At 73.3% G+C, this 19,301-nt stretch carries 14 protein-coding genes, 1 tRNA gene and 1 pseudogene; 5 read left to right on the top strand and 11 right to left on the bottom strand.

Translation table 11 applies throughout. From position 1 onward, the window contains the following. Positions 1-29: 29 nt before the first annotated feature. The gene (locus tag WMF24_RS16195; protein WP_437737311.1) at positions 30-473 is read left to right on the top strand and encodes a hypothetical protein; all 444 of its coding nucleotides are present in this window, start codon (positions 30-32) and stop codon (positions 471-473) included. 226 nt (positions 474-699) lie between these two features. Here WMF24_RS16195 and WMF24_RS16190 read toward each other — a convergent pair whose 3' ends face one another. Next, complete coding sequence (locus WMF24_RS16190; RefSeq protein WP_437737310.1) at positions 700-2,019, bottom strand: hypothetical protein; 1,320 nt, start codon at positions 2,017-2,019, stop codon at positions 700-702. 1,004 nt (positions 2,020-3,023) lie between these two features. On the opposite strand from WMF24_RS16190, the pseudogene WMF24_RS16185 reads away from it, so the two are divergent. After that, positions 3,024-4,094 (top strand): annotated as a pseudogene (locus WMF24_RS16185) (tyrosine-type recombinase/integrase); the annotation flags it as partial. A 169-nt stretch (positions 4,095-4,263) separates the two neighbouring features. Here WMF24_RS16185 and WMF24_RS16180 read toward each other — a convergent pair. Beyond that, positions 4,264-4,336, bottom strand: a tRNA-Lys gene (locus WMF24_RS16180). Positions 4,337-4,560: 224 nt separating this feature from the next. Here WMF24_RS16180 and WMF24_RS16175 point away from each other — a divergent pair. Both WMF24_RS16175 and WMF24_RS16170 read left to right on the top strand, forming a co-directional pair. Further along, positions 4,561-5,316, top strand: a complete 756-nt coding sequence (locus WMF24_RS16175; RefSeq protein WP_437737309.1) for a S1 RNA-binding domain-containing protein — start codon at positions 4,561-4,563, stop codon at positions 5,314-5,316. A 313-nt stretch (positions 5,317-5,629) separates the two neighbouring features. Next, positions 5,630-7,522 (top strand): L,D-transpeptidase, encoded by a 1,893-nt coding sequence (locus WMF24_RS16170; RefSeq protein WP_437737308.1) that lies wholly within the window; start codon positions 5,630-5,632, stop codon positions 7,520-7,522. 273 nt (positions 7,523-7,795) lie between these two features. On the opposite strand, the gene WMF24_RS16165 is transcribed toward WMF24_RS16170, so the two are convergent. Continuing rightward, the gene (locus WMF24_RS16165) at positions 7,796-8,239 is read right to left on the bottom strand and encodes an acyltransferase (protein WP_437737307.1); all 444 of its coding nucleotides are present in this window, start codon (positions 8,237-8,239) and stop codon (positions 7,796-7,798) included. 431 nt (positions 8,240-8,670) lie between these two features. On the opposite strand from WMF24_RS16165, the gene WMF24_RS16160 reads away from it, so the two are divergent. Further along, entirely contained in the window at positions 8,671-9,510 is an 840-nt protein-coding gene (locus WMF24_RS16160; RefSeq protein WP_437737306.1) for a hypothetical protein, read from the top strand. Positions 9,511-9,685: 175 nt separating this feature from the next. Here the strand turns inward: WMF24_RS16160 and WMF24_RS16155 are convergent, their stop codons facing one another. The 8 genes from WMF24_RS16155 to glgA all read right to left on the bottom strand — a co-directional run bounded on the left by WMF24_RS16155 (position 9,686) and on the right by glgA (position 19,113). Then, on the bottom strand, positions 9,686-10,078 hold the full coding sequence (locus WMF24_RS16155) for a response regulator (protein WP_437737305.1): 393 nt from the start codon (positions 10,076-10,078) through the stop codon (positions 9,686-9,688). Positions 10,079-10,283: 205 nt separating this feature from the next. Next, on the bottom strand, positions 10,284-10,724 hold the full coding sequence (locus WMF24_RS16150; protein WP_437737304.1) for a DUF309 domain-containing protein: 441 nt from the start codon (positions 10,722-10,724) through the stop codon (positions 10,284-10,286). A gap of 189 nt (positions 10,725-10,913) precedes the next feature. Further along, positions 10,914-12,335 (bottom strand): GTPase HflX, encoded by a 1,422-nt coding sequence (gene hflX / locus WMF24_RS16145; RefSeq protein ID WP_437737303.1) that lies wholly within the window; start codon positions 12,333-12,335, stop codon positions 10,914-10,916. Between the two features lie 73 nt (positions 12,336-12,408). Continuing rightward, positions 12,409-14,325: a GAF domain-containing protein gene (locus WMF24_RS16140; protein ID WP_437737302.1), complete on the bottom strand. Its 1,917-nt coding sequence runs from the start codon at positions 14,323-14,325 to the stop codon at positions 12,409-12,411. Between the two features lie 327 nt (positions 14,326-14,652). Then, positions 14,653-16,071: a WD40/YVTN/BNR-like repeat-containing protein gene (locus WMF24_RS16135; protein ID WP_437737301.1), complete on the bottom strand. Its 1,419-nt coding sequence runs from the start codon at positions 16,069-16,071 to the stop codon at positions 14,653-14,655. Between the two features lie 11 nt (positions 16,072-16,082). Next, a complete protein-coding gene (locus WMF24_RS16130) occupies positions 16,083-16,541 on the bottom strand; it encodes a FixH family protein (protein ID WP_437737300.1) in 459 nt (152 codons plus the stop codon). Beyond that, a complete protein-coding gene (locus tag WMF24_RS16125; RefSeq protein WP_437737299.1) occupies positions 16,534-17,460 on the bottom strand; it encodes a hypothetical protein in 927 nt (308 codons plus the stop codon). The genes WMF24_RS16130 and WMF24_RS16125 overlap by 8 nt, the downstream gene beginning before the upstream one ends. A gap of 201 nt (positions 17,461-17,661) precedes the next feature. Continuing rightward, a complete protein-coding gene (gene glgA / locus WMF24_RS16120; protein WP_437737298.1) occupies positions 17,662-19,113 on the bottom strand; it encodes a glycogen synthase GlgA in 1,452 nt (483 codons plus the stop codon). Positions 19,114-19,301: the final 188 nt, after the last annotated feature.

Below are 19,301 nucleotides of genomic sequence, written 5' to 3'. Positions count from 1 at the left end.
CTCGCGGGCCGAGGCGCGTCTGATCCAGGATGGCCATCGCCTCGCCGCGAGGGACCGTGGCCGGCACGATGCCCATCGCCGTACAGCGCCGGCGCGACACGCCCGCGATGGGCATCGGCGGCTGGGGAGACCTACCGAGCTGCGGCAAGATGGCCATCATTCAGGCGGGGCGCAGTGCCATCAGCCAGCCGGCTCGGCAACACCGTACCCGCATGCACGGCGTTCCACCGGCACTGACGCCGGTCGCAGAGCGCTTGTTCACCATGTCGCTCGGCTTTTGGCGGCCTAGCCCCCCCACGATGCCCCTGCTCGGCCCGACGTCGTTCGGTCATCCCGGCAGCGGAGGGTCGCTGGGATTTGCCGACGCCGAAGCCCGCGTCGGCTTCGGCTACGTGCCGAATCTCTGGCCGGTCACCATGGTCGATCCGCGTGCCATCAAGCTAACGTCCGCGGTAGCACAGCGCCTCGAGTAAGCGGGTTACCTCGTCGCGGACGGGAATCGGGCGCGACCGGCTCCCTGGCGGCGAGGAGCTGGCAGAGCTGGCGGTCGCGGTTCGCCGGAGTCTGCCGGGCGCCCTGGGCGACGTCGACGTCATCGCGGTATGCGTCACTGCATCGTGGTCGAGGACGAGCATGGTGAACAGAAGGCGGCTTCTGAATGGGTGGGGCGGCACCCCTCGCGCTCGTGCGCCTGTTCTCCTAGAGCCGGCTTCGAGCTCGGATCCGGTGCCATGCCCACGGCTCAGTATCCTCAGGAGCCGGCCGAGCAGCCTGGATTTCGTGCGTTGCGACCGGGAGTTTTTCTCCCCGCTCGTTCCTGGTCATGACGACCTCAGGGAATCTGACATCGACGATGAGGACGCGGTGCGCTCGCCACCACGGATCGGCCCAGCCCGGAGCCACCCCCACCACCAGGTCGACGACCGCGTCCTTCTCGTAGGCGCTCTTCAGCCGCTGGTGGAGGCTCACGTCGCCGGGCAGAGCCCAGTCGGTGGCCAGCATCTCGTCGACGAAGCCCCAGCGAAGGCGAAGGGCGCCATGGAGGACACCGTACTGGTAGAACGCGTGAAGCGCCTTGGCGTCGCTCTCGATCCGGCGCGCAAGCCGCCAATGGTCGCCTTCGGAGAGGTAGCGCCCCACCCTCTCAGGCTCGCCCAGCGGGCGGCGGATGCGGGTGGTCCCGGCGATGAGGAGCTCCGGCGTGATCTGCAGCATGCGACCCGCTCGGTTCAGCCGTCTCGACTTCTGCGGCGGCTCGAGGTCCACGACCTGGCAGTGGTCGACGTCGAACCCCGGCGCGCGCAGCGTGTCGCGGATGTGGAGGCCCGCGATCACGTCGAAGCGCTCGAGCAGTCCGGCGAGCTTGGCGACGTCGCGACCGAGGAAGGTCTGGATCGATCGCCGGCCGACGTCGAGCACCGCCACGGCGTGGGGATCCGCTGCGGAAGGCACCACGCGAAGGACGGCGCGGCGGGCCGTGCGCGCGCTCTCCTCGATCTCCGCGTTGCGTCTCGCCTCCGCGTCGGGTTCCGGCTCCACGCGACGGACCGCGCAGCCCTCCTCCCACGCCGTGGGCTGTGACCGGGACCGCTGAACGAGCACCGCTGGCGGCAGCCCTCGGACCGCCCGCCGCATCGCGACCAGGCCCGGCGCGACAGGGTTCAGCGTGAGCCGGCCGTCCTCATCCGTGAGGAAGAGATCGCTCGGCCCTGGCCTGTTGCGCGGGCCGAGTTTTTCTCGGTGCGTCGTGAGCCCGGCGAGGAAGGTCTCAATCTCCTCGGCGGTCATCGGCGTCCTCCGTGCATCCAGCACGGCCGCGGCCTGTTGGATCCAGGGCAAGCTCGCCACGGAACGATCGCGGAAGGCCGCCTCTACCTCCTCGGTCGACAGCGGCACGTCGTCAGGCCCAAGAAGCACGGGCTTCGGGAGCTGTGGCGCCGGGTGTTCGTCGAGGAGCGTGGCGGCTCCCACGGCCAGGACATCGCGCTCGAAACCGAGGTCGACGACCTTGCGGTACATCAAGTCCCGCAGGACAGGGCGCGCCTTTGGAACGATTGGGCGGAACTCAGGATCCCTCGAGACTCGGGGACTCGGGTTTGCCATGGTGTGCACACCCTACCGCAAGGTGCGTTCCGATGCAGCACCGCCGGCGGGGCTGTGGAACACTCGAGCTTGCATGGAAGGTGGCCACTCGCGGGATCAGAACTCGGCCGAGAAGATCACGAACCCGGTCGGAATGGCGCCCAATGACTTTACGGACAGCCGCACGGATTTTCCGCGTGACCCGTCGCCATGGCGACCGATCGCGGGCGTCGGCTGGCGAACATGTTTCTGTCCCTGGGCAAGAGCGTGCGAGGGGTTGGGACAGCAGGATCACGGCGGTGCGACCGGATGCGAGGTGCGGACCGGTCAACGCGACGCCGCCGCTCGCGCAACTGCTTCGAGCCCAACGACGGGCGGCTGGCTGCCCGTCCGCTCGCGCGCTCCGAGATACAAAATTCAGTCCCTCAAGACCGCCCCCGGCGGCTGATCTGCACGCGCGCAAGTTCCCGTTCCAATTCGATTTTTCGCGTTCGTGGACAAGGACGTCTCGCGCCGAGATGCCTCCTGCCAGAGATACCTTTTTGTGCACCTCGGCGGGCCCTGCATCAGGCTCGCCTCGAACGGATGCACAGCGGGCCATCCCGATCCCCCTCGCACGAGCTGCCGGCGGCGAAGGGCCGCCCATGCGGGCTTCCGATGGCCACGCGCGCACGAACCCAAGGGAACGACGATGAAAGGCGATGCAGCAAGAAAGGACCTGATCGGGCATGAGGATCGGCCCCTCACGCCCCGCGAACTCGCGCGTCTCCTCCGCGCCTTCGCGCACATGATCGAGGCCGCTGCGAACGATCCCGGGCCGGAGCTCCCTCGCCCGGTCCGCCGGCCCTCTCGCGCCGCGGCTCTGCCCGCAGCATCTCCGCTGACGCAGGCCCGGGCCGCGGCCGCGCTGAAGAAGCTCGGCGTGCTACCCTGAGGGCCGCATGGGCGAGCAACGCAAAGGTCGGCACCTGGTCCGCGTCACCATCAACGGCGAGCGCCGCCGGATAGGCTCTTGCGCGACCGGGGAGGAAGCCGAAGAGCTGCGCGCCGCCGTCTATTCGCGCGCCAGCGACGTCGCCGGCATTACCCTCCGAGCCTGGGGCGAGCAATGGCTCGACCGCCGAGAGCGCCTCGACGGCATCCGCAGCATCTCGACCGACCGTGGCCGATGGCGGACGCATATCGAGAATTCACCTCTCGCGAACATGGCACTCGTCATGATCACGCCGGGCGACGTCGACGCCTGGATATGCGCCCTCCAGAAGAAGCTGACCGCAACACCCTATCGCGCGCCCAAGCCGATCTCCCCCTCCACGGTCAAGCAGGTCATCGGGCTGCTCCGGCAGATGCTCGACGACGCGATGCCCCAGCACATCACCACGAATCCCGTGGCCGCCCTGAAGAAGCGCGTCCAGAAGGCCACCAAGCGCCGCGCCCGCGACGCCACCGTCGAGCCCTGGACCTACCTGGAGCCGGACGAGCAGCACCGCATTCGCACCAGCAGCGCCATTCCCGAGGCCGACCGCCTGATCATCCTCTTCGCCCTCCTCACCGGCCTCCGCCAGGGCGAGCAGTTCAACCTGGAGCTCGCCGATCTTCGCCTCGACGCCGACGCCCCGCACGTCGTGGTCCGCTTCGGCTCGAAGAACCAGCCCCCCAAAAACGGCAAGATCCGCCGCGTCTACCTCTCCGCCGACGCCGTCGACGTCTGCCGCCGCTGGCTCGCGCTCCTCCCGAGCTACGCCCCGCACAACCCCGAGGCCCTCGTCTTCCCCGGCGCCCGGGGCGGCCGCGTCTCCAAGGGCAAGACCCCGCTCATCCGCAGCGAGATGGTGACCCTCCCGACCGGCACCGGCCGCCGGAACCGGAAGCAGAAGAAGGTCGACCTCTTCGACCGCCACCTCGCCGCCGCCGGCATCACCCGCCCGGTCCGCTGGCACGACCTCCGCCACAGCTGCGCCAGCTCGCTCGTCGCTGGCTGGTGGGGCCGTCGCTGGACGCTCGAGGAGGTCCGCGAGCACCTCGGCCACACGTCGATCGCCTCGACGCACCGCTACGCGCACCTGAGCGAGACGGCCATCAAGGGCGCCGTCCGCCAGACGCCCGGGTGGGCAGCGCCGCTGCCCACCTCCGCCTCGATTCCACCTGAGGTTTCGCGTCTAACCCCTCGGAATCATTCAGTGGGTCGACAGGGACTCGAACCCTGGACCTACGGATTAAAAGTCCGCAGCTCTACCGACTGAGCTATCGACCCGGTTCAGCGGCCGGCGAAGCTAGCAGAAGGTTCAGGCAGGTTCCACCTTTCCTTTCCCGTCCCAGCCGCCCGCCTCCCTCCGCCGCCCGCCCACCTCTCCTCCCCCTCCCGCCCGCGTCCCCCGTCCCGCCCGCCTCTCCCTCCGCTCCCGTCCCTCCCCCTCCCTCGCTTCTCCCTCACGCCCGCCTTCCTCACGCCCTCGCCTCGCGCTATGAGGTCGCGCCATGTCGCCGTCGCGCCCTTCCGCAGCCTCCAAGGAATCGTTCGCTTCGCTCTTCGAGCAGTCCGAGGGGGCTGGCAAGCAGCGTCGCCGCCAGTACCAGACCGGCGAGACCGTCGAGGTCACCGTGGTCGCGATCGCGCGCGAGGCGGTCTTCGCGGATCTCGGCGGCAAGCAGGAGGGCATGTTCGAGCGCCCTGCGCTGAGCGACGGCGAGGGCAAGCTCCGGGTCTCGGTTGGCTCGCGCGTCTCGGCGGTCGTCTCCGGCGTCGACTTTGCGACCGGCCAGGTGCGCCTCACGCCGGTCGTCGTGCGCGCGAGCGACGACGGCGACAGCGCCGCGCCGCTCGCGGTCTCCTCTCCGGCGGCCGGTGGTGCGCCGCTGCTCGTCGAGGGGGCGCGCGTCAAGGGCAAGGTGACGGGCATCGAGCGGTACGGCGTCTTCGTCCAGATCGCGGGCACGTCGGGCCGCTCCGGTCGCGGGCTCGTTCCCACGGCCGAGACGGCGACGCCTCGCGCGGCGGACCTGAAGAAGCACTTCACCGTGGGCCAGGAGGTCGAGGCGAAGATCCTCAACGTCGACGAATCCGGCAAGATCCGCCTGTCGATCGCCGCGCTTCGCGCCGACGAGGAGCGCGGTCAGTTCGAGTCGTACGCGAAGGCCGAGCGCTCCGGCGGTGGCAACGACAAGGCTGCCAAGCCTGCCCCGCGCAACTTCGGCACGCTCGGCGACCTGCTCGCGAAGAAGGTCAAGCGCTAGGCCGGCGCCGGGCTGGCGCGCGGTCTCGCCGCCCTGCCCGCCGCTCCCACCGCGCCCCGTCCGCCCGCTCCCACCGCGCCCCGTCCGCCCTCCCACCGCGCCCCGTCCACCCGCTCCCTCGGCGCTCCGCCCGCGCCGCGCGGCAGGAGATTGCATCGCCCCCGCCGCTCGGCGTACACCTCGCCCGCTCGGCTCCTCGGCTCGCGCGCCCCAGCCGCTGGTGGCCGCTGGTCGCGTCCTCGCACACGCCCGTCCAGGCGCCTGCGGCACTGCTCCTCCGTCTCCGCCTTCGCCTTTCGCCCTCGCGTCGTCGATGCCTTCCCTCGCTCGTACCGCCGCCCCCGCCATCGCCTTCCTGGCCGCCGCCTGCTCGCCGGCCCAGGATCCGCCCGGCCGTGCGACCGACGATGGCCGCCCCGGTTCTCCTGCGGCGACCGCGTCCCTCGCTCCCCCGCCGCTCGTCCACGCCGCCGCCTCGCCTGCCATCTCCGTCTCGGCGGGCTCTCCCTCTCCCGGCTCTCCCGGCGCTGCCTCGCTCGCGCCCGTCGCCGCCGCCGCCTCTGCTCCGAAGGAGGCCACCCTCCCGGGCCAGGGCGCCAAGATCGCCAGCATCGCGATGCGCACCTGGATCTACGTCTCCCCCGACGAGCGCTCCACGAAGCTCGGCTACCTGCGCGCCGGCGCGGTCGTCGATCGGGCCGAGCTCCCTGCGGGCACGAACGGTTGCGCTGGCGGCTGGTACCGGATCGCGCCGCGCGGCTACGTCTGCGTCGGCAAGGGCGCTTCGCTCGCGCTCGAGCACCAGGTTGTCGCCGCCGCGGTGCGCGGCCCGCGCCGTGGGGCGCCCGTGCCGTACCACTACGTCATGTCGGGCTCGCCCCCGCCGCACCTCTATTTCCGCCTCCCGACGGCCGAGGATCAGCGCCGCGTCGAGGGCGCGAAGCTGAGCGCCCACCTCGCCCGCGCCGCCATCGCGCCCTCGTCCTTGCCGCTCGACGAGGTGCCGGCCTTCCTGCTGGCCGGCCGGGATCTCCCAAAGCCGTATGGCGCCGAGGAGAAGCTCCACTACTCCGTGCACACGGGTCGCGCCAAGGAGAGCTCCGCCTTCGGCCTCATCACCACGTTCGAGTGGACGAACCGCCGCTTCGGCCTGACGACGGAGCTCGACCTCATCCCGCTCGATCGCACGCGTCCGGCGCGCATCAGCGCGCTTCGCGGCATCGTCATCAAGGACCTCGACGGCGAGGGCGCCGAAGGCGCCGAGGTCCCCGCGAGCGCCCCGGACCCCGCGTCCCCTGTCGGCACGGTATCCCTGACGGACACGGCATCTCCGACCGGCACGGCATCTCCGACCGGCACGGCATCTCCGACCGGCGCTGCCGCTCCCGCCGACCCCGCGCCGTCGCCGTCCTCTCCCGCGCCTGCGGGCGCTTCCCCCGCCGACGTCGCGACCGCATCGTTCTCGATCACCGAGCCCCCCGCGGACGACCTCCCCCCCGCGCCGCCCGGCACCGATCCGCGCATCGAGCCCAGCCTGAAGGGCGCCCCGGCCTTCGTCCGCGCCCACGGCACCACGAAGCACCGCCCCTCGGCGTCCGGCCGCTCGCTCGTCGGCGCGGGCCTCGCGCCGTTCCGCTCGGGCTGGGTGCTCACCGGCCGCACGCGTGGCGGCGTGAAGGGGCTGCTCGAGACGACCGAGGGCTCATGGCTCGCCGGCGACCACCTCGTCATCGCCGAGCTGCGCAAGGACCCGCAGGGGTTCGCGCGCGACGGCAAGAAGTGGATCGACATCTCGATCCGCCGTCAGATGCTCGTCGCCTACGAGGGCACGCGCCCCGTGTTCGCGGCGCTCATCTCCAGCGGGCGCAGCGGCATGGCGGATCCCGAGGAGACCGACGCCACGGTCCGCGGCTCGTTCTACATCCACGCGAAGCACGTCTCGACCACGATGGACGGCGACGACGAGGCGGCCGAGGCGTTCGATCTGCGCGACGTGCCCTACACGCAGTACTTCCATGAGGGGTACGCGCTGCACGGCGCCTACTGGCACGACGAGTTCGGCAAGGCGCGCAGCCACGGCTGCATCAACCTGGCGCCCGCCGACGCGGCCTGGCTCTTCGAGTGGACCGAGCCCGCCGTCCCGCCCGAGTGGCACGGCGCCCTGAACATCGAGGGCGGCGGCACGCTCGTCTACGTGCACGGCTGAGGCTGCGTGCACCGCCGAGGCTGCGTGCACCGCCGAGACTGCGTGCACCGCCGAGGCTGCGTGCACGGATGAGGCTGCGTGCACCGCCGAGCTTGCGCGCATCCCGCCTCGGCGACGCGCCGCCGAGGCTGCGTGCACGGCCGCGGCGGTCTCAGCAGGCACGGCACCAACGCCGCCGTGCCACCTCGGCCCGCTCCGCCAGCCTGCCCGGCGGAGCGGCCGTCGCTCTTCTTCCGCTGCCGTTCCGCTGCTGCCGTGCCGCCCGCCTCGACGTTACTGGCAGGACGCCGGCATCTGCGCGCCGAGCAGGATGCCACGCAGCGTCGAGAGCGCCTGGCGGCCCTGCGGCGAGTTCGCCAGGCCGTCGCACGCCGAGGCCGCCGCGAGGTAAGCGCCCTGCTGCTCGGGCGGCGCCGACTTCGCGTTCTGGCGCAGCGCCGCGCAGCACTTGCGGATGCCGCTCGGGTCGCCGGTTCCGACCACCTTCTTGCCGGCGTCTGCGTCCGCGACGTCGGCGTCGGCCGCGTCCGCCCCGGCGTCCTCCTCGGGCACGATCTGCGTGGTGGGGGTCGGCGTCGGGGCCGGCGTCGGCACGGCCGGCGCGGAGGGCACCGGCGGTAGTTCCTCCTCCTCCTTCTTGCACCCGTTGCTGACAAGAGCGACCGCGAGGGGGAACGTCAGCGCCCCCAGAACCGTGAAGAGCCGTGTAGGTTTCATCTCACCTCAAGTATCCGATCCGCGTTTGCGTGGGAACTTCTGTTCGACGAGGAACGCCCCGATCGCAACCAACTTCCCCGAGCGCACGCGGTCATGAGCCCCGCCGACTGCACGCCCCCGGCGATCCGAGCGGGCGAAGTATGGGCGTCGCAGGTCCGCTCGCAAGATGGCGAACGCCGCTGACGTCCGTCGCCTCGGGTGCGCCCCGATCTCGTCTACGGGCACCTCCGTCGCAGCGTACGACGTCGCGCGCAGCGCCGCGTGGCGCGAGGCGACGCGCGACGGCGCTCCATGGCGCGCGAGCCGACGCGCGCCCCCTGGCCCAAGCACCTGCGCGTGCGCATGTCCAAATCACGAAAGGACACGCCGACCGGCCGTCTGTTGGCCCACGACTCCAGCGTTCGACCGATACGGCTGAAGCAGAAGCAACCATGAAGAGCACGCAGCACAAGGAGTGGAGGAACGAACATCGATCCGCCGTCACAAGCCCCGGAACCAACCCGGGAAGCAACCCGGGAGACGACACATCGGTCGCGTTCTCGGTGGACGCCGAGCCGGCCACGGAGAGCGCCGCCGCCACGACCTCGCCCGCGGCGCATGTCGCGGACGATCGCGACCCGTCCTCGGGCGTCGTCGACCTGAGCGCGCTGGGGGCCGCCGAGCACGGCGCTCCTCAGGTCCTCGACATCCTGCCGATCTTCCCGTTCGGGGAGCCGCCGTCGTCCACCAGCGCGCCCGCGTCCACGCGCGCTGACGCCGCGCCCGCGTCCACGCGCGCTGACGCCGCGCCCGCGCAGGGCGGCGCGCGGCGCGCGTGGCGCGCCCGCCCGGTGGCCGCCCTGCTCGCGGCCGCCGTCGCCGTCGCCGCCCTCACCGTGGGCTTCGCTGCCCCGCGCGCCGCCGCGCCCGGGCCTCCCGCGGCGGCCGGGCTCGCGGCCGCGGCGCGCGCGATCGAGGCGCGGCTCCCGCCCGTCGAGGCGCCTACCGCCGAGCCCGCCGCCAAGCCCGCCGCCGAGCCCGCCGGCCGCGCGCAGGCCGCGCCCGGCTCAGCTCAGGCCGAGCGCCCTGTCGCCGGCGCCGCCGGGGACGAGCCCGGCACCGTCGTCGCCTCGCGCCGCGCCTCCGAGGGCCGCGCGCGGGTCACCGGTACGGCCGCGCCGCAGCCCGAAAGGCCCGGCCCCGCGGCCACGGACGCCGCCGGCCGCCGCCCGCCCGCCGACCCTTGCCGCGGCGATCTCCTGTGCGCCATGCGCCGCGCGACGGGCGGCTGAACCACACCGCACCGCGGCGGCTCCTCCGCCGCCGCGGTGCGACCCTCTCCACGCCAGCCGCGCCCCCTCCTCCGCCGCTGCGCGGCGCCCCATCGCCGAGCGCCGTCCCGCCGCCGCGCAGCGCCCCTCCCACAGCCCTCCGGCGCGGGCCGGGCGCGCGCCCGGCCCGCGCCGTTCACGCGGAGGCCGGGCTCGATCCCGCCGCCGAGCCCGCGTGCACGGCGATCGAGTCGAGCAGGCGGTTCAGGTCGAACGGCTTCGCGACCGACGCGCACGCGCCGACCTCGCGCGCCCAGGTGCCGGCGTCCACCGCCGCCGTCATGACGAGGATCGGCGCGCGCGGACCGGGGCACGACGCGTACGCGCGCGCGAACCCCCAGCCGTCCATCACCGGCATGCGCATATCGAGCAGGATGAGGTTCGGCCTGTTGCGCTCGAGCAGCGCGAGCGCGGCCTCGCCGTCGCTCGCGGAGAGGACGTCGTAGCCCTCCTCCATCAGCGTGATCTCGAGCATCTCCCGGATCTCCTGGTCGTCGTCCACGATCAGGATCTGCTTGCGCCGTGTCACGCGGCTCCTTTCGGTTTGCAGCCTGGCTCGGGGCTCGGCGTTCGCCGCCCCTTCCACCCCGGTTTCGCAGTACCCATCTGCCACGATATCCCCCCACCGGACCGCTCGCCCGCGATCGTCACCCCAGGCAAACGATGTCACGCGCGCCTCCCCCGTCGCACGCAACAAGCGCAATCTCGACCGGACGCACGTTCGGGTCACACGCTCAGGCGCGTGGACGCGCGCCTGCTCGCGTGGACGACGCGACCGCGCCCGCAGGCTCCATCCTGGGCAGAAGCGAGGGGTCGAGCTCCGTGCCTGCCGTGCCCCCTTCGCCCGCGCGCCGCTCGATCGCGCTCGCCGCGCGGAGGACGTCGTCCGAGAGCCGCCCGATCGCCAGCCCTCCCGTGCCTTCCGGCACGCCCGCGAGCCGGGCGTGCGCCTTCCGGAGCAGGCGCACCGCGCCGGATGGGCTCTTCATCCGCGTCAGCTTGTGCATGGCCGCGGCCACGAGGATGAGCCCCTGGAGGAACGCCTTCCGCACCGGGTCCGGCTCGTCGCGCCACCCCACCTCCCACCGCTCGTGCGCCTCGAAGAACAGCCCGGCGCTGTAGGCTCCGAGCCCGCTCTGGACGATCGCTTCGAGCTCGGCGTCGGGGCATCTCATGGCGCGCGGCGGCGGGACGGGTCGGAGGGGAACGTAGCACGCGAGCGAGCGCGCCCCGCGCTCCGTCCCCGCGGTGCTACGCTCCGCGCGTGCAACGGTGGATCCTCGTCGCGGTGATCGCTGGGCTCCACCTGCTCGCCTTCGCCATCGGCCTGTTCCTGCGCCGCCGCAGGCGCCGCCGCGCCGCGCTCAGCGCGCGAGCAGGCTGCGCAGCCGATCGAGCGCCGCGGGGTGCGCCCGCACCGAGAGCCGGCCGCCGTCGTCGCCGTACTCCTCCGAGAGCACGCGCGCATTCTCGTAGATCTCGCCGATGAGGCTCTGCTTCGCGTACGGCAGCAAGAGCTCGGCCTCCACCATCGACGCCTCGAAGTAGGCGATGATCGCCTCCCGCAGCGCCGCCACGTCGGCCGGGGTCTTCGCCGAGAGCAGCGTCGCCTCGGGGAACTCCAGGCGCAGCGCGTCCCGCTCGTCCTCCGACAGCCGGTCCACCTTGTTGAGCAGGAGCCGGCTCGGCACCTCGCTCGCCCCGATCTCGGAGAGCACGCTGCGCGTCACCCCGAGCTGATCGCGGAACGTCGGGTCCGACGCGTCGGCCACGTAGAGCAGGAGCGACGCCTCGAGCGCCTCGTCCAGCGTCGAGCGGAAGCTCGCCACGAGATCGTGCGGCAGCTTCTTGATGAAGCCGACCGTGTCCGAGACGAGCACCCGGGGGCGCACCTCCGGGTGGAGCGCGCGCACCGTCGTGTCGAGCGTCGCGAACAGCTTGTCCGCGACGAGCACCTCGCTGCCCGTCAGCGCCCGCATCAGCGACGACTTGCCGGCGTTCGTGTAGCCGACGAGCGCGACGCGGCGCTGCCCCTGCCGGAGCGCGCGGCGCGTCGACTGCTCGCGCTGGATCGACGCGAGCTCCTGCTTCAGCTCCGCGATCCGGTCGCGGATCTTGCGGCGATCGAGCTCGAGCGCGCTCTCGCCGGCGCCCTTGCCGCCGATGCCGCCGCGCTGCCGGTCCCCGCCCCCGCCCGTCTCGCGGAGCCGCGGCGCGACGTAGTTGAGCCGGGCGATCTCGACCTCGAGCTTCGCCTCGCGGCTCCGCGCGTGGCGGTGGAAGATCTCGATGATCACGCCCGCCCGGTCGAGCACCTGCGCGCCCGTCGCGCGCTCCAGGTTGCGCGCCTGGCTCGGCGAGATGTCGTGGTCGACCGCGACGACGGTCGCCCTGCGCGCCGCCCGCTGCTCCGCGCCGTCCGAGGCCGCGCCGCCGTCGTCCTCCTCGTCGCCTTCGTCCCCGAGGAGCTCGCCGTCGTCCTCGTCCTCGCCGCCCTCCGCGGCGCGGCGCGCGCGCGCCTTGTTCTTCCGCTCCGGCGCGCCCGACGGCACGACGCCGCTGCCGCCCGTGATCTCCGCGAGCTCCTTCAGCTTCCCTTCCCCGAGCACCGCGGCCGCCGCGAGCGCGCTGCGCCGCTGCGACACGGTCGCGATCACCTCGAAGCCGAGCGTGTGGACGAGGCGGCCGAGCTCGGCGAGATCGGCGGCGTGCTCGACGTCATCGACGCCGGGGAGCTGCACTCCGACGAGCACAGCGAGGGGACGTTCCTGGTGGGCGGTGGTCATGGGATGGCGTGCGAGGGCGGGAGCTTCGCCTCATCCGCCGCCGGGACGCAAGGGGCCGGGCGACCCCGGCGGCTCACCGCGAGCGCGCCGCCTCGCGGTGGAGCCGCGCGAGCTCGATCGCCAGCGACGCGAGGCGCCCGAGCTCGGCCGCGGCGTCCAGGTCGTCCTGGCGGAGGTCGCGCTCGACCGTCCAGAGGCTCATCAGGCCCAGCTTGCGGCCGCGCGCCGCGAGCGGCACGACGATCGCCGAGCGGGCGCCGAGCTCCCGCAGCGCCGACAGGTGCTCCGGCCCGCGCGCGACGCGCTGGAGCCACGGATCGGTGACCAGCGGGACCAGGGTGATCTCCCTGCGGGACGTCGCCTCGGCCAGCGGGCCGGTCTCGCCGAGGAGCAGCGGCGGGTGCTTGAGCAGCCTCGGCAGGAGCGCCCTCGCCTCGGGCGGGCGCGCGGCCGCGAGGAGCCGCGGCAGGCCGCCGACGTCGTCGAGGTCGAGCGCGCAGAGGTCCGCGAAGCGCTCGCCGGCGACCCGCACCACCTGCTCGACCGTCGCGTCGTGGTCGAGCGACTGCGTCATCAGCGCGCGCGCCTCGGCGAGCAGCTCGCGCGCGTGCTCCGCCTTCCGCGACTCCGTCACGTCCTCGACGAGCATCACGGCCGCGGTGACCCGCCCCTCCACGTCGCGCACCGGCGTGACGGTGAAGCTCCCGCGCCGGCGCTCCCCGTCGGCCCGGAGGAACTCGAGCTCCTCGCGGGCGACCGTCTCGCCGTGGAGCGCCCGGGAGAGCAGCCAGCGCGCGCGCTGGTCGTCGTCGGTCTCGCTGAGCAGCGTCCGCCGCGGGGCGTTGCTCGGGGTCTCCTCGGGGCCGCGGACGATCTCCGCGAACCGCCGGTTCGTGAGCGCGAGGGTGCCCGACGGCCCCTCCGCGACGGCCACGCCGAACGGCAGCCGCTGGATCGCCGCCTCGAGCCGGCTGCGCTCCGAGGCGAGCTGCTCGCGGAGCTGGGCCTGGGTCGCGAGCGCGGCCGCGCGCTCGGCCGCCTTCCTGAAGAGCAGCCGGTCGCCCTCGGAGAACTCCGCCACGCGGCGCGAGCTCACGACCGCGACGCCGACGAGGCGCCCCTCCGAGAGCATCGGCACGCCGTAGAGCGCGTGGAGCGCGTCGCTCGGGCGCTCGCCCTGCGGGCCCGACTCGGGCCCGGCGGCGCCGCCGCCCGCGTCGGTGGCCAGGGGGTCCGGCGCCGCCGAGCGCAGCGCCACCGGCCGGCGCTCGCGCACCACGCGGCCGATGAAGCCCTCGGCGAGCCGGTAGGCGCGCAGCCCCCACATCGCCTCGTCGACGCCGATCGTCGCGCGCATCCGCAGCACCTCGCCCTCGAGGAGCAGCATCACCGCCCAGTCGACCGAGCGCGCCGACTCGAGGAGCACCTCGAGCAGCCGCCGGAGGAGCCGGTCGACGTGCGCGTTGCCCATGCCCTCGGCCGAGACGCGATCGAGCGCGCCGAGCGCGCGCTCGCGCGACGCCGCGCTCCGGGTGGCCGGATCGATGATCACCTGATCGAGCGCCTCGTGAAGGACGGTCATCTCGAGCCACGACGGCTGCGTGCCTGTCCGCTCGAGGGCGCGGAGCACGCAGCGGCGCAGCACCGAGTACTGCGCGGTCACGTCCTCGAGGTCGAACCCGTCGCGCAGCCGGTCGAGCATGCGGAAGCCGAGCAGCGGCTCGAACTCGGCCGCCACGGACTCGACGCCGGTCCACGAGTCGCGCGCCTCGTCGCCCTGCGGCACCACCGCCGTCGACACGGCCGCGTCGAGGCGCTCGGCGATGCGCTCGAAGACGGAGGGCAGCTCCTCGCGCAGCGCGAGGTATCCGGGGGACTGCTCGCCCGGCGCGCGGCGTCGCTCGGCGCGCTCCCACGCCTCGAGGATCTCCGCGCCGTGGGCGCGGAGGAAAGCGGCGAGCAGCGACTTGGGAAGGTCTCTAGTGGCCATTCACGCGCTGGCCGGAGCCGAGGCACCTTCAGTCTACGCCACCCCGCGATGACGTAGATCCAGAAACGAACGGGATCGCGCCCAGCCCGCCGGCTCGCTGGCTCGCGTGGGGACGGCGCCGCGGCGGTCCCCAGCGCTCCGTCCGATCGCCCGGCGAACGCTCTTCCATAAGCGGTTATGAAGCGCTCCTCGCGAGGCACTTGGGAAGGACTCCTGCCGAAGTGTCATGAAGCGCACCTCCCGTCGAGCGCGCTCCGGCGCGCCGCGCGTCGACCGCTCGCGCGGCAGCGGACACCGATCGGTCGCACCGGCGCGAGCGACCGATCGCTAGCGCCGGCGCGGGCGCGCTCGCCTGAGCGCGAGCGCGCCCGCGGCGGGGATCGCGAGCCAGGTCGCGCCGCCGCCGGACCGCCCCGCGGCCCGGGCCCCTGCCGCGCCGATCTTGCACCCGCACCCGTCCGGCTCGCTCGCCGGCGGCGGCACGGATCCGCCGCCGCCGTCGCCGCCGGCCCCGGCGTCGCCGCCGCATTGCCTCGAGTCGACGACGAGCTCCGTCGCGCCCCAGAGGTCGGTGCACACCGACGCCGCGCCGCTCTCGGGCGCGCACTCGATCGGGCCGCACAGCCCGTTGAGGTGCAAGAGGGCGGTGAAGGTCTCCCCCTCGTCGGTCGACCGGCCCACGGTGAAGCCGTCGGTGAACTCGTCGCCGCAGGCGAAGATGCCCTCGGCGGTCCAGGTCAGGCACCGCGCGCCGACGTCCGAGACCTTCGTGAACTCGAGCGAGCTGGCCGGCGCGCGCCAGATCCCGTCCCTGGGTCCGCCCACGACCAGGCTCCCTCCGTCCGGCGACAGCGCGAAGCCGAGGAGGTTGCCCTGGCCCTCGAAGATCGTGGTGAAGGTCTCCCCGCCGTCGTGCGACACGATCAGCGTGTCGGCCGGCTCGCCGTCGAGCCGCACGTAGAGGGTGTCCGGGTCGGCGGGATCGATCGCGCCGATGTACGGCAGGCGCCTGTCGTCGCTCCCCGGGATGTCGAGCCGCGTCCACGTCGCGCCGCGATCGTCGGTCCGCTCGAGCGCCCCGGCGTAGTCGGGCGCGCCGAAGCGGCCGCTCAGGTACACGCGCTCGCGGCGCGAGGGGGCCGCGTCGACGGTGTGCGCGAGGAAGTCCTCGGGCAGGTCGGCGCCCGCCTTGGTCCAGCGCTCCGCGTTGTCGCTCGTCTCCCAGAGCTGGGTCAGGAAGCGCCCAGCGCCGAGCCCGATGCTGACGACGAGCACGGCCCGGGACGGGTCCTCGCGATCGGCCGACAGGTCGATCACGTAGCGGTCCTTGAGGTCGCCCGGAGCGAACGACCAGTCACAGCCGCCGTTCTTCGACGCGCTGAGCCCGTCGAACACGCCGGCGACGATCGTCCCGTCCGCGAGGAAGGCCACCATCGGGTCCTCGTTGTCGCCGAAGCCGACGACCGGCTCGCAGATCCAGCGCCACTCCTCGCCGCCGTCGTGCGTGGCGAGCAGGCCGAAGGTCGCGCGCACGAGCATGCGCGACGGATCGCTCGGGTGGACGGCGATCTGCCCCGCGGCCGGGAAGCGACCGTTGGCCGAGGCGGGCGCGGCGACCGCCGCGATCGACAGAAGCGCGGCGGCGGAGGCCGCCACGGCGCCTCGCCGCGGGGCGCTCGTCGCTCGGGTCGCGCTCGTCGCGCGGCGATCGCGACGCGCGCAGCAGGTCTCTGAGAATTTTCGCACGAGGCGAGAGCCTAGTGCACCTCGTACTCGAATTCCGCCTCGTCGATGAGGGACGCGTCCACGGCGCGGACCTGCACGTCCCAGAGGCCGCCCATCGTGAACGCGACGTCGGTCACCTCGTAGAGCCCGGGCTCGATCTCCCGGCCGTCGTGGATCGACGCGCCGTGGGCCATGCCCAGCATCATGGCGTGGACGCGGAGCCTGATCCGCTTCACCGGGTTCCCCGAGTCGGCCCAGGTGAGCCGCACGTGGAAGGTGTTCCGGCCTTGCTCGATCGGCCTTGTCGGCTCCACCGCGAACTCGATGCGCCCGTTCCTGCCGATCCCCATCCGGCTCCCGGAGTCCTCGCCCGCGGGCGGCGCTCCGCAGCCCTGCAGCGCGACCAGGGCGAGCGCCGCGAGCGCCGCCCTCCGTGTCTGAGCCCCGCGGCGCGCTGCGCCTGCCGATGGACGATCGCGACGTTCAGTCATGTCTTCCCCACACGTGACGGAGGCCGGCGGACAGCGCGACGAAGGCGCCCTCGTTGCGGCCGATCCCGGAGATGGGCAGGTCCGCCTGGACGTTGCCCACGGCCGTCCAGCGCGGGCTCATGTCGTACGCCAGCACGGCGAGCAGCGCGGTCCGCTCGCGCGCCATGCCATCGATGAGGTGGCGGCCGACGCGCGGCGCCCCCTCGCGCTCGTACAGGGCGCCTGCGGCGAGCGAGGCCCCGGAGGACCACACGGGCCCTGCGGCCGCGAGGATCTGCACACGCTCTGCGGGCGCGATCCGCTCGCCCGTCGACAGGCGGTAGTTGGTGCGAATGCCGACCGAGCCGGCGAGCAGCGCCTGGAACGACCCCCACGACTTCTCGAACAGCATGCCCGGCCGGATCTCGGCGACGCCGAGGCCCGTCGTGTCGACGCCGAGCGGATCGACCGCGGGGTCCTGGAGGGTGCCGGTCGGGATGGACGCGGCGAGCGTGAACGCGGCGGCCGGCAGCCACGGCAACAGGTGCTCCTCGACCACCGTGACCCGTCCCACGACGCTGATGTCGCCCGGCCCGCCGCCCGAGGACGACGCGCCGCCGGGGGACCCGCCCCACGCCGCGATCAGCGGGACGGCGACGCCGAGCTGGACGCGTTCCCGGATCCGCACCGTCCACCCGGCCTCGGCCCTCAGCTCGCGGCGGTAGGCGCCCTCGCCGGACGGCGCGAAGTCGCGCCCCACCGACCACGCCCCGATCTGCTCGGTGAGCCGGAGGGAGAAGCTCGCGGCGGCGCGCTCCGAGGGGGCGAGCCACTGCGCCGACCCGTGGCCCGTCCCGCAGCAGGCCGACGCGCGCGCCACCGTCGGGGACGCCGTGAGCGACAGCAGCACCGCGGCGCAAGCGATGGTTCTGGGCAGCACGGCGCTGCACTATGCGACGCCGCTGCCTCACGACAATGCGTCATGTTGTCGCGCGGGCGACGCCCGGTGCAGATCGCCCCCTCGCGCGCCGTTCCGGCGAGCCCGCTGTTCGTTCCAGCGAGCCCGTTCGTTCCGGCGAGGCCGTTCGTTCCGGCGAGCCCGTTCGTTCCGGCGAGGCCGTTCGTTCCGGTCGCGCCGCGCTCAGCTCGCGAGGGCTTGCCGGTAGACCTGGACGTAGCGGCGCGCGGGCCGATCCCAGCCGAGGTCGAGGCGCATGATCCGGCGCTGGACTGCGGGCCAGCGCGGCGAGGTCAGGGCGCCGAGCGCCCGCTGCACGCCGCCGAGGAGCGACGTGGCGGTCGGCTTGTCGAACAGGAACCCCGTGCCCGTCTCCAGGGCGGCGTCGAGGTCGACGATCGTGTCGATGAGGCCCCCGGTCCGGCACGCGATCGGCGCGGCGCCGTAGCGCTGCGCGTAGAGCTGCACGAGGCCGCACGGCTCGAAGCGCGACGGCACGACGACGAGGTCGGCCGCGGCCATGAGGCGGTGGACGACGGCCTCGCTCACGCCGCCGAGGAACTTCGCGCGCTCGGGCGCCTTGGCCGCGGCGGCGGCGAGCTTCTCCATGAGCTCGGGGTCGCCCTCGCCGGCCACGACGACGCTGACGTCGCCCTTCAGGATCTTCGGCAGGGCGCTCGCGAGAAGGTCGCTCCCCTTCTGCGCGACGACCCGACCGACGGACACGAGCAGCGGGCGCTCCGGCCGGATCTCGAGCCCGATCTCCTGGAGGAGCGCGCTCTTGCAGCGGCCCTTGTTGCTCACGTCCTCGGCGTCGTAGCGCGCGATGATCGCCGGGTCGGTCATCGGGTTCCACACGGCGTAGTCGATGCCGTTCACGATGCCGGTGAGCTGCTTCGACCGGGTGCGGAGCACGCCGTCGAGCTTCTCTCCCTGCTTCGGCGTGAGGATCTCGTTCGCGTAGGTGTTCGAGACGGTGGTGAGCGCGTCGACGGAGAGGATGCCGCCCTTCAGGAAGTTGAGCTGGCCGTAGAACTCGAGCCGGTCTGGCCGGAAGTGGTCGTCGTCGAGGCCGAGGTACGCGAGCGCGTCCTTCGGGAAGAGGCCCTGGTGGGCCACGTTGTGGAGGGTGAGCACGGTCCGGCCGGGCACGGACTGCTGGTGCCGGAGCAGGTAGGCCACCATGGCGGTGGGCCAGTCGTGGACGTGGACGATATCGAACGGCGACCCCGACCGGGCTCGCTGGCGGACGAGCTCGACGACGGCGCGGGAGAACAGCGAGAACCGGCGCGCGTTGTCCTCGTAGTCGCGCCCATCCTCGCCGTAGATGCCGGTCCGATCGTGGAAGCCTGGCACATCGAGGACGACGAGCTCCACGCCCGTGCTGAGCCGCCCGTCGAAGAGCGTCACCGGGATCGGCCCTGGCGCGATCTGCGGGTCGACCTCGAGCGGCATCGGGTTGAGGCGCCGCGCCATCATCAGCCCGCTCGACTCGAGCGCCCGGTAGCGCGGCAGCGCGATCGTCACCTTGTGGCCGAGCAGCCGGAGCGCCTTCGAGAGCGACGACACGACGTCAGCCAGCCCGCCGACCTTGACGATGGGCGCGATCTCGGAAGCAGCGAAGAGGATGTCCATGCGGGCGCCGTGTGTAGCACGAACCGGGGGGCGCACGGGGCGGCTTCCGCACATCGGGGGCGGGGATCCGGGGTGGGAAATCCGGGCCGCCTGGGTCCGCCGGCCGGAGGGGCGAGAGCGCGCTGCACCTGCCGCCACAGCGCGCTCGGGGCTCGCCGTCCGCGCCATGGTGTACTCGGCCGCGCCCT

The sequence above is a fragment of the Sorangium sp. So ce1335 genome (assembly GCF_051521615.1).
GTDB lineage: Bacteria > Myxococcota_A > Polyangia > Polyangiales > Polyangiaceae > Sorangium.
Note: the sequence above shows the minus strand (reverse complement) of the source record. Positions and strands in the feature narration are given on the sequence as shown.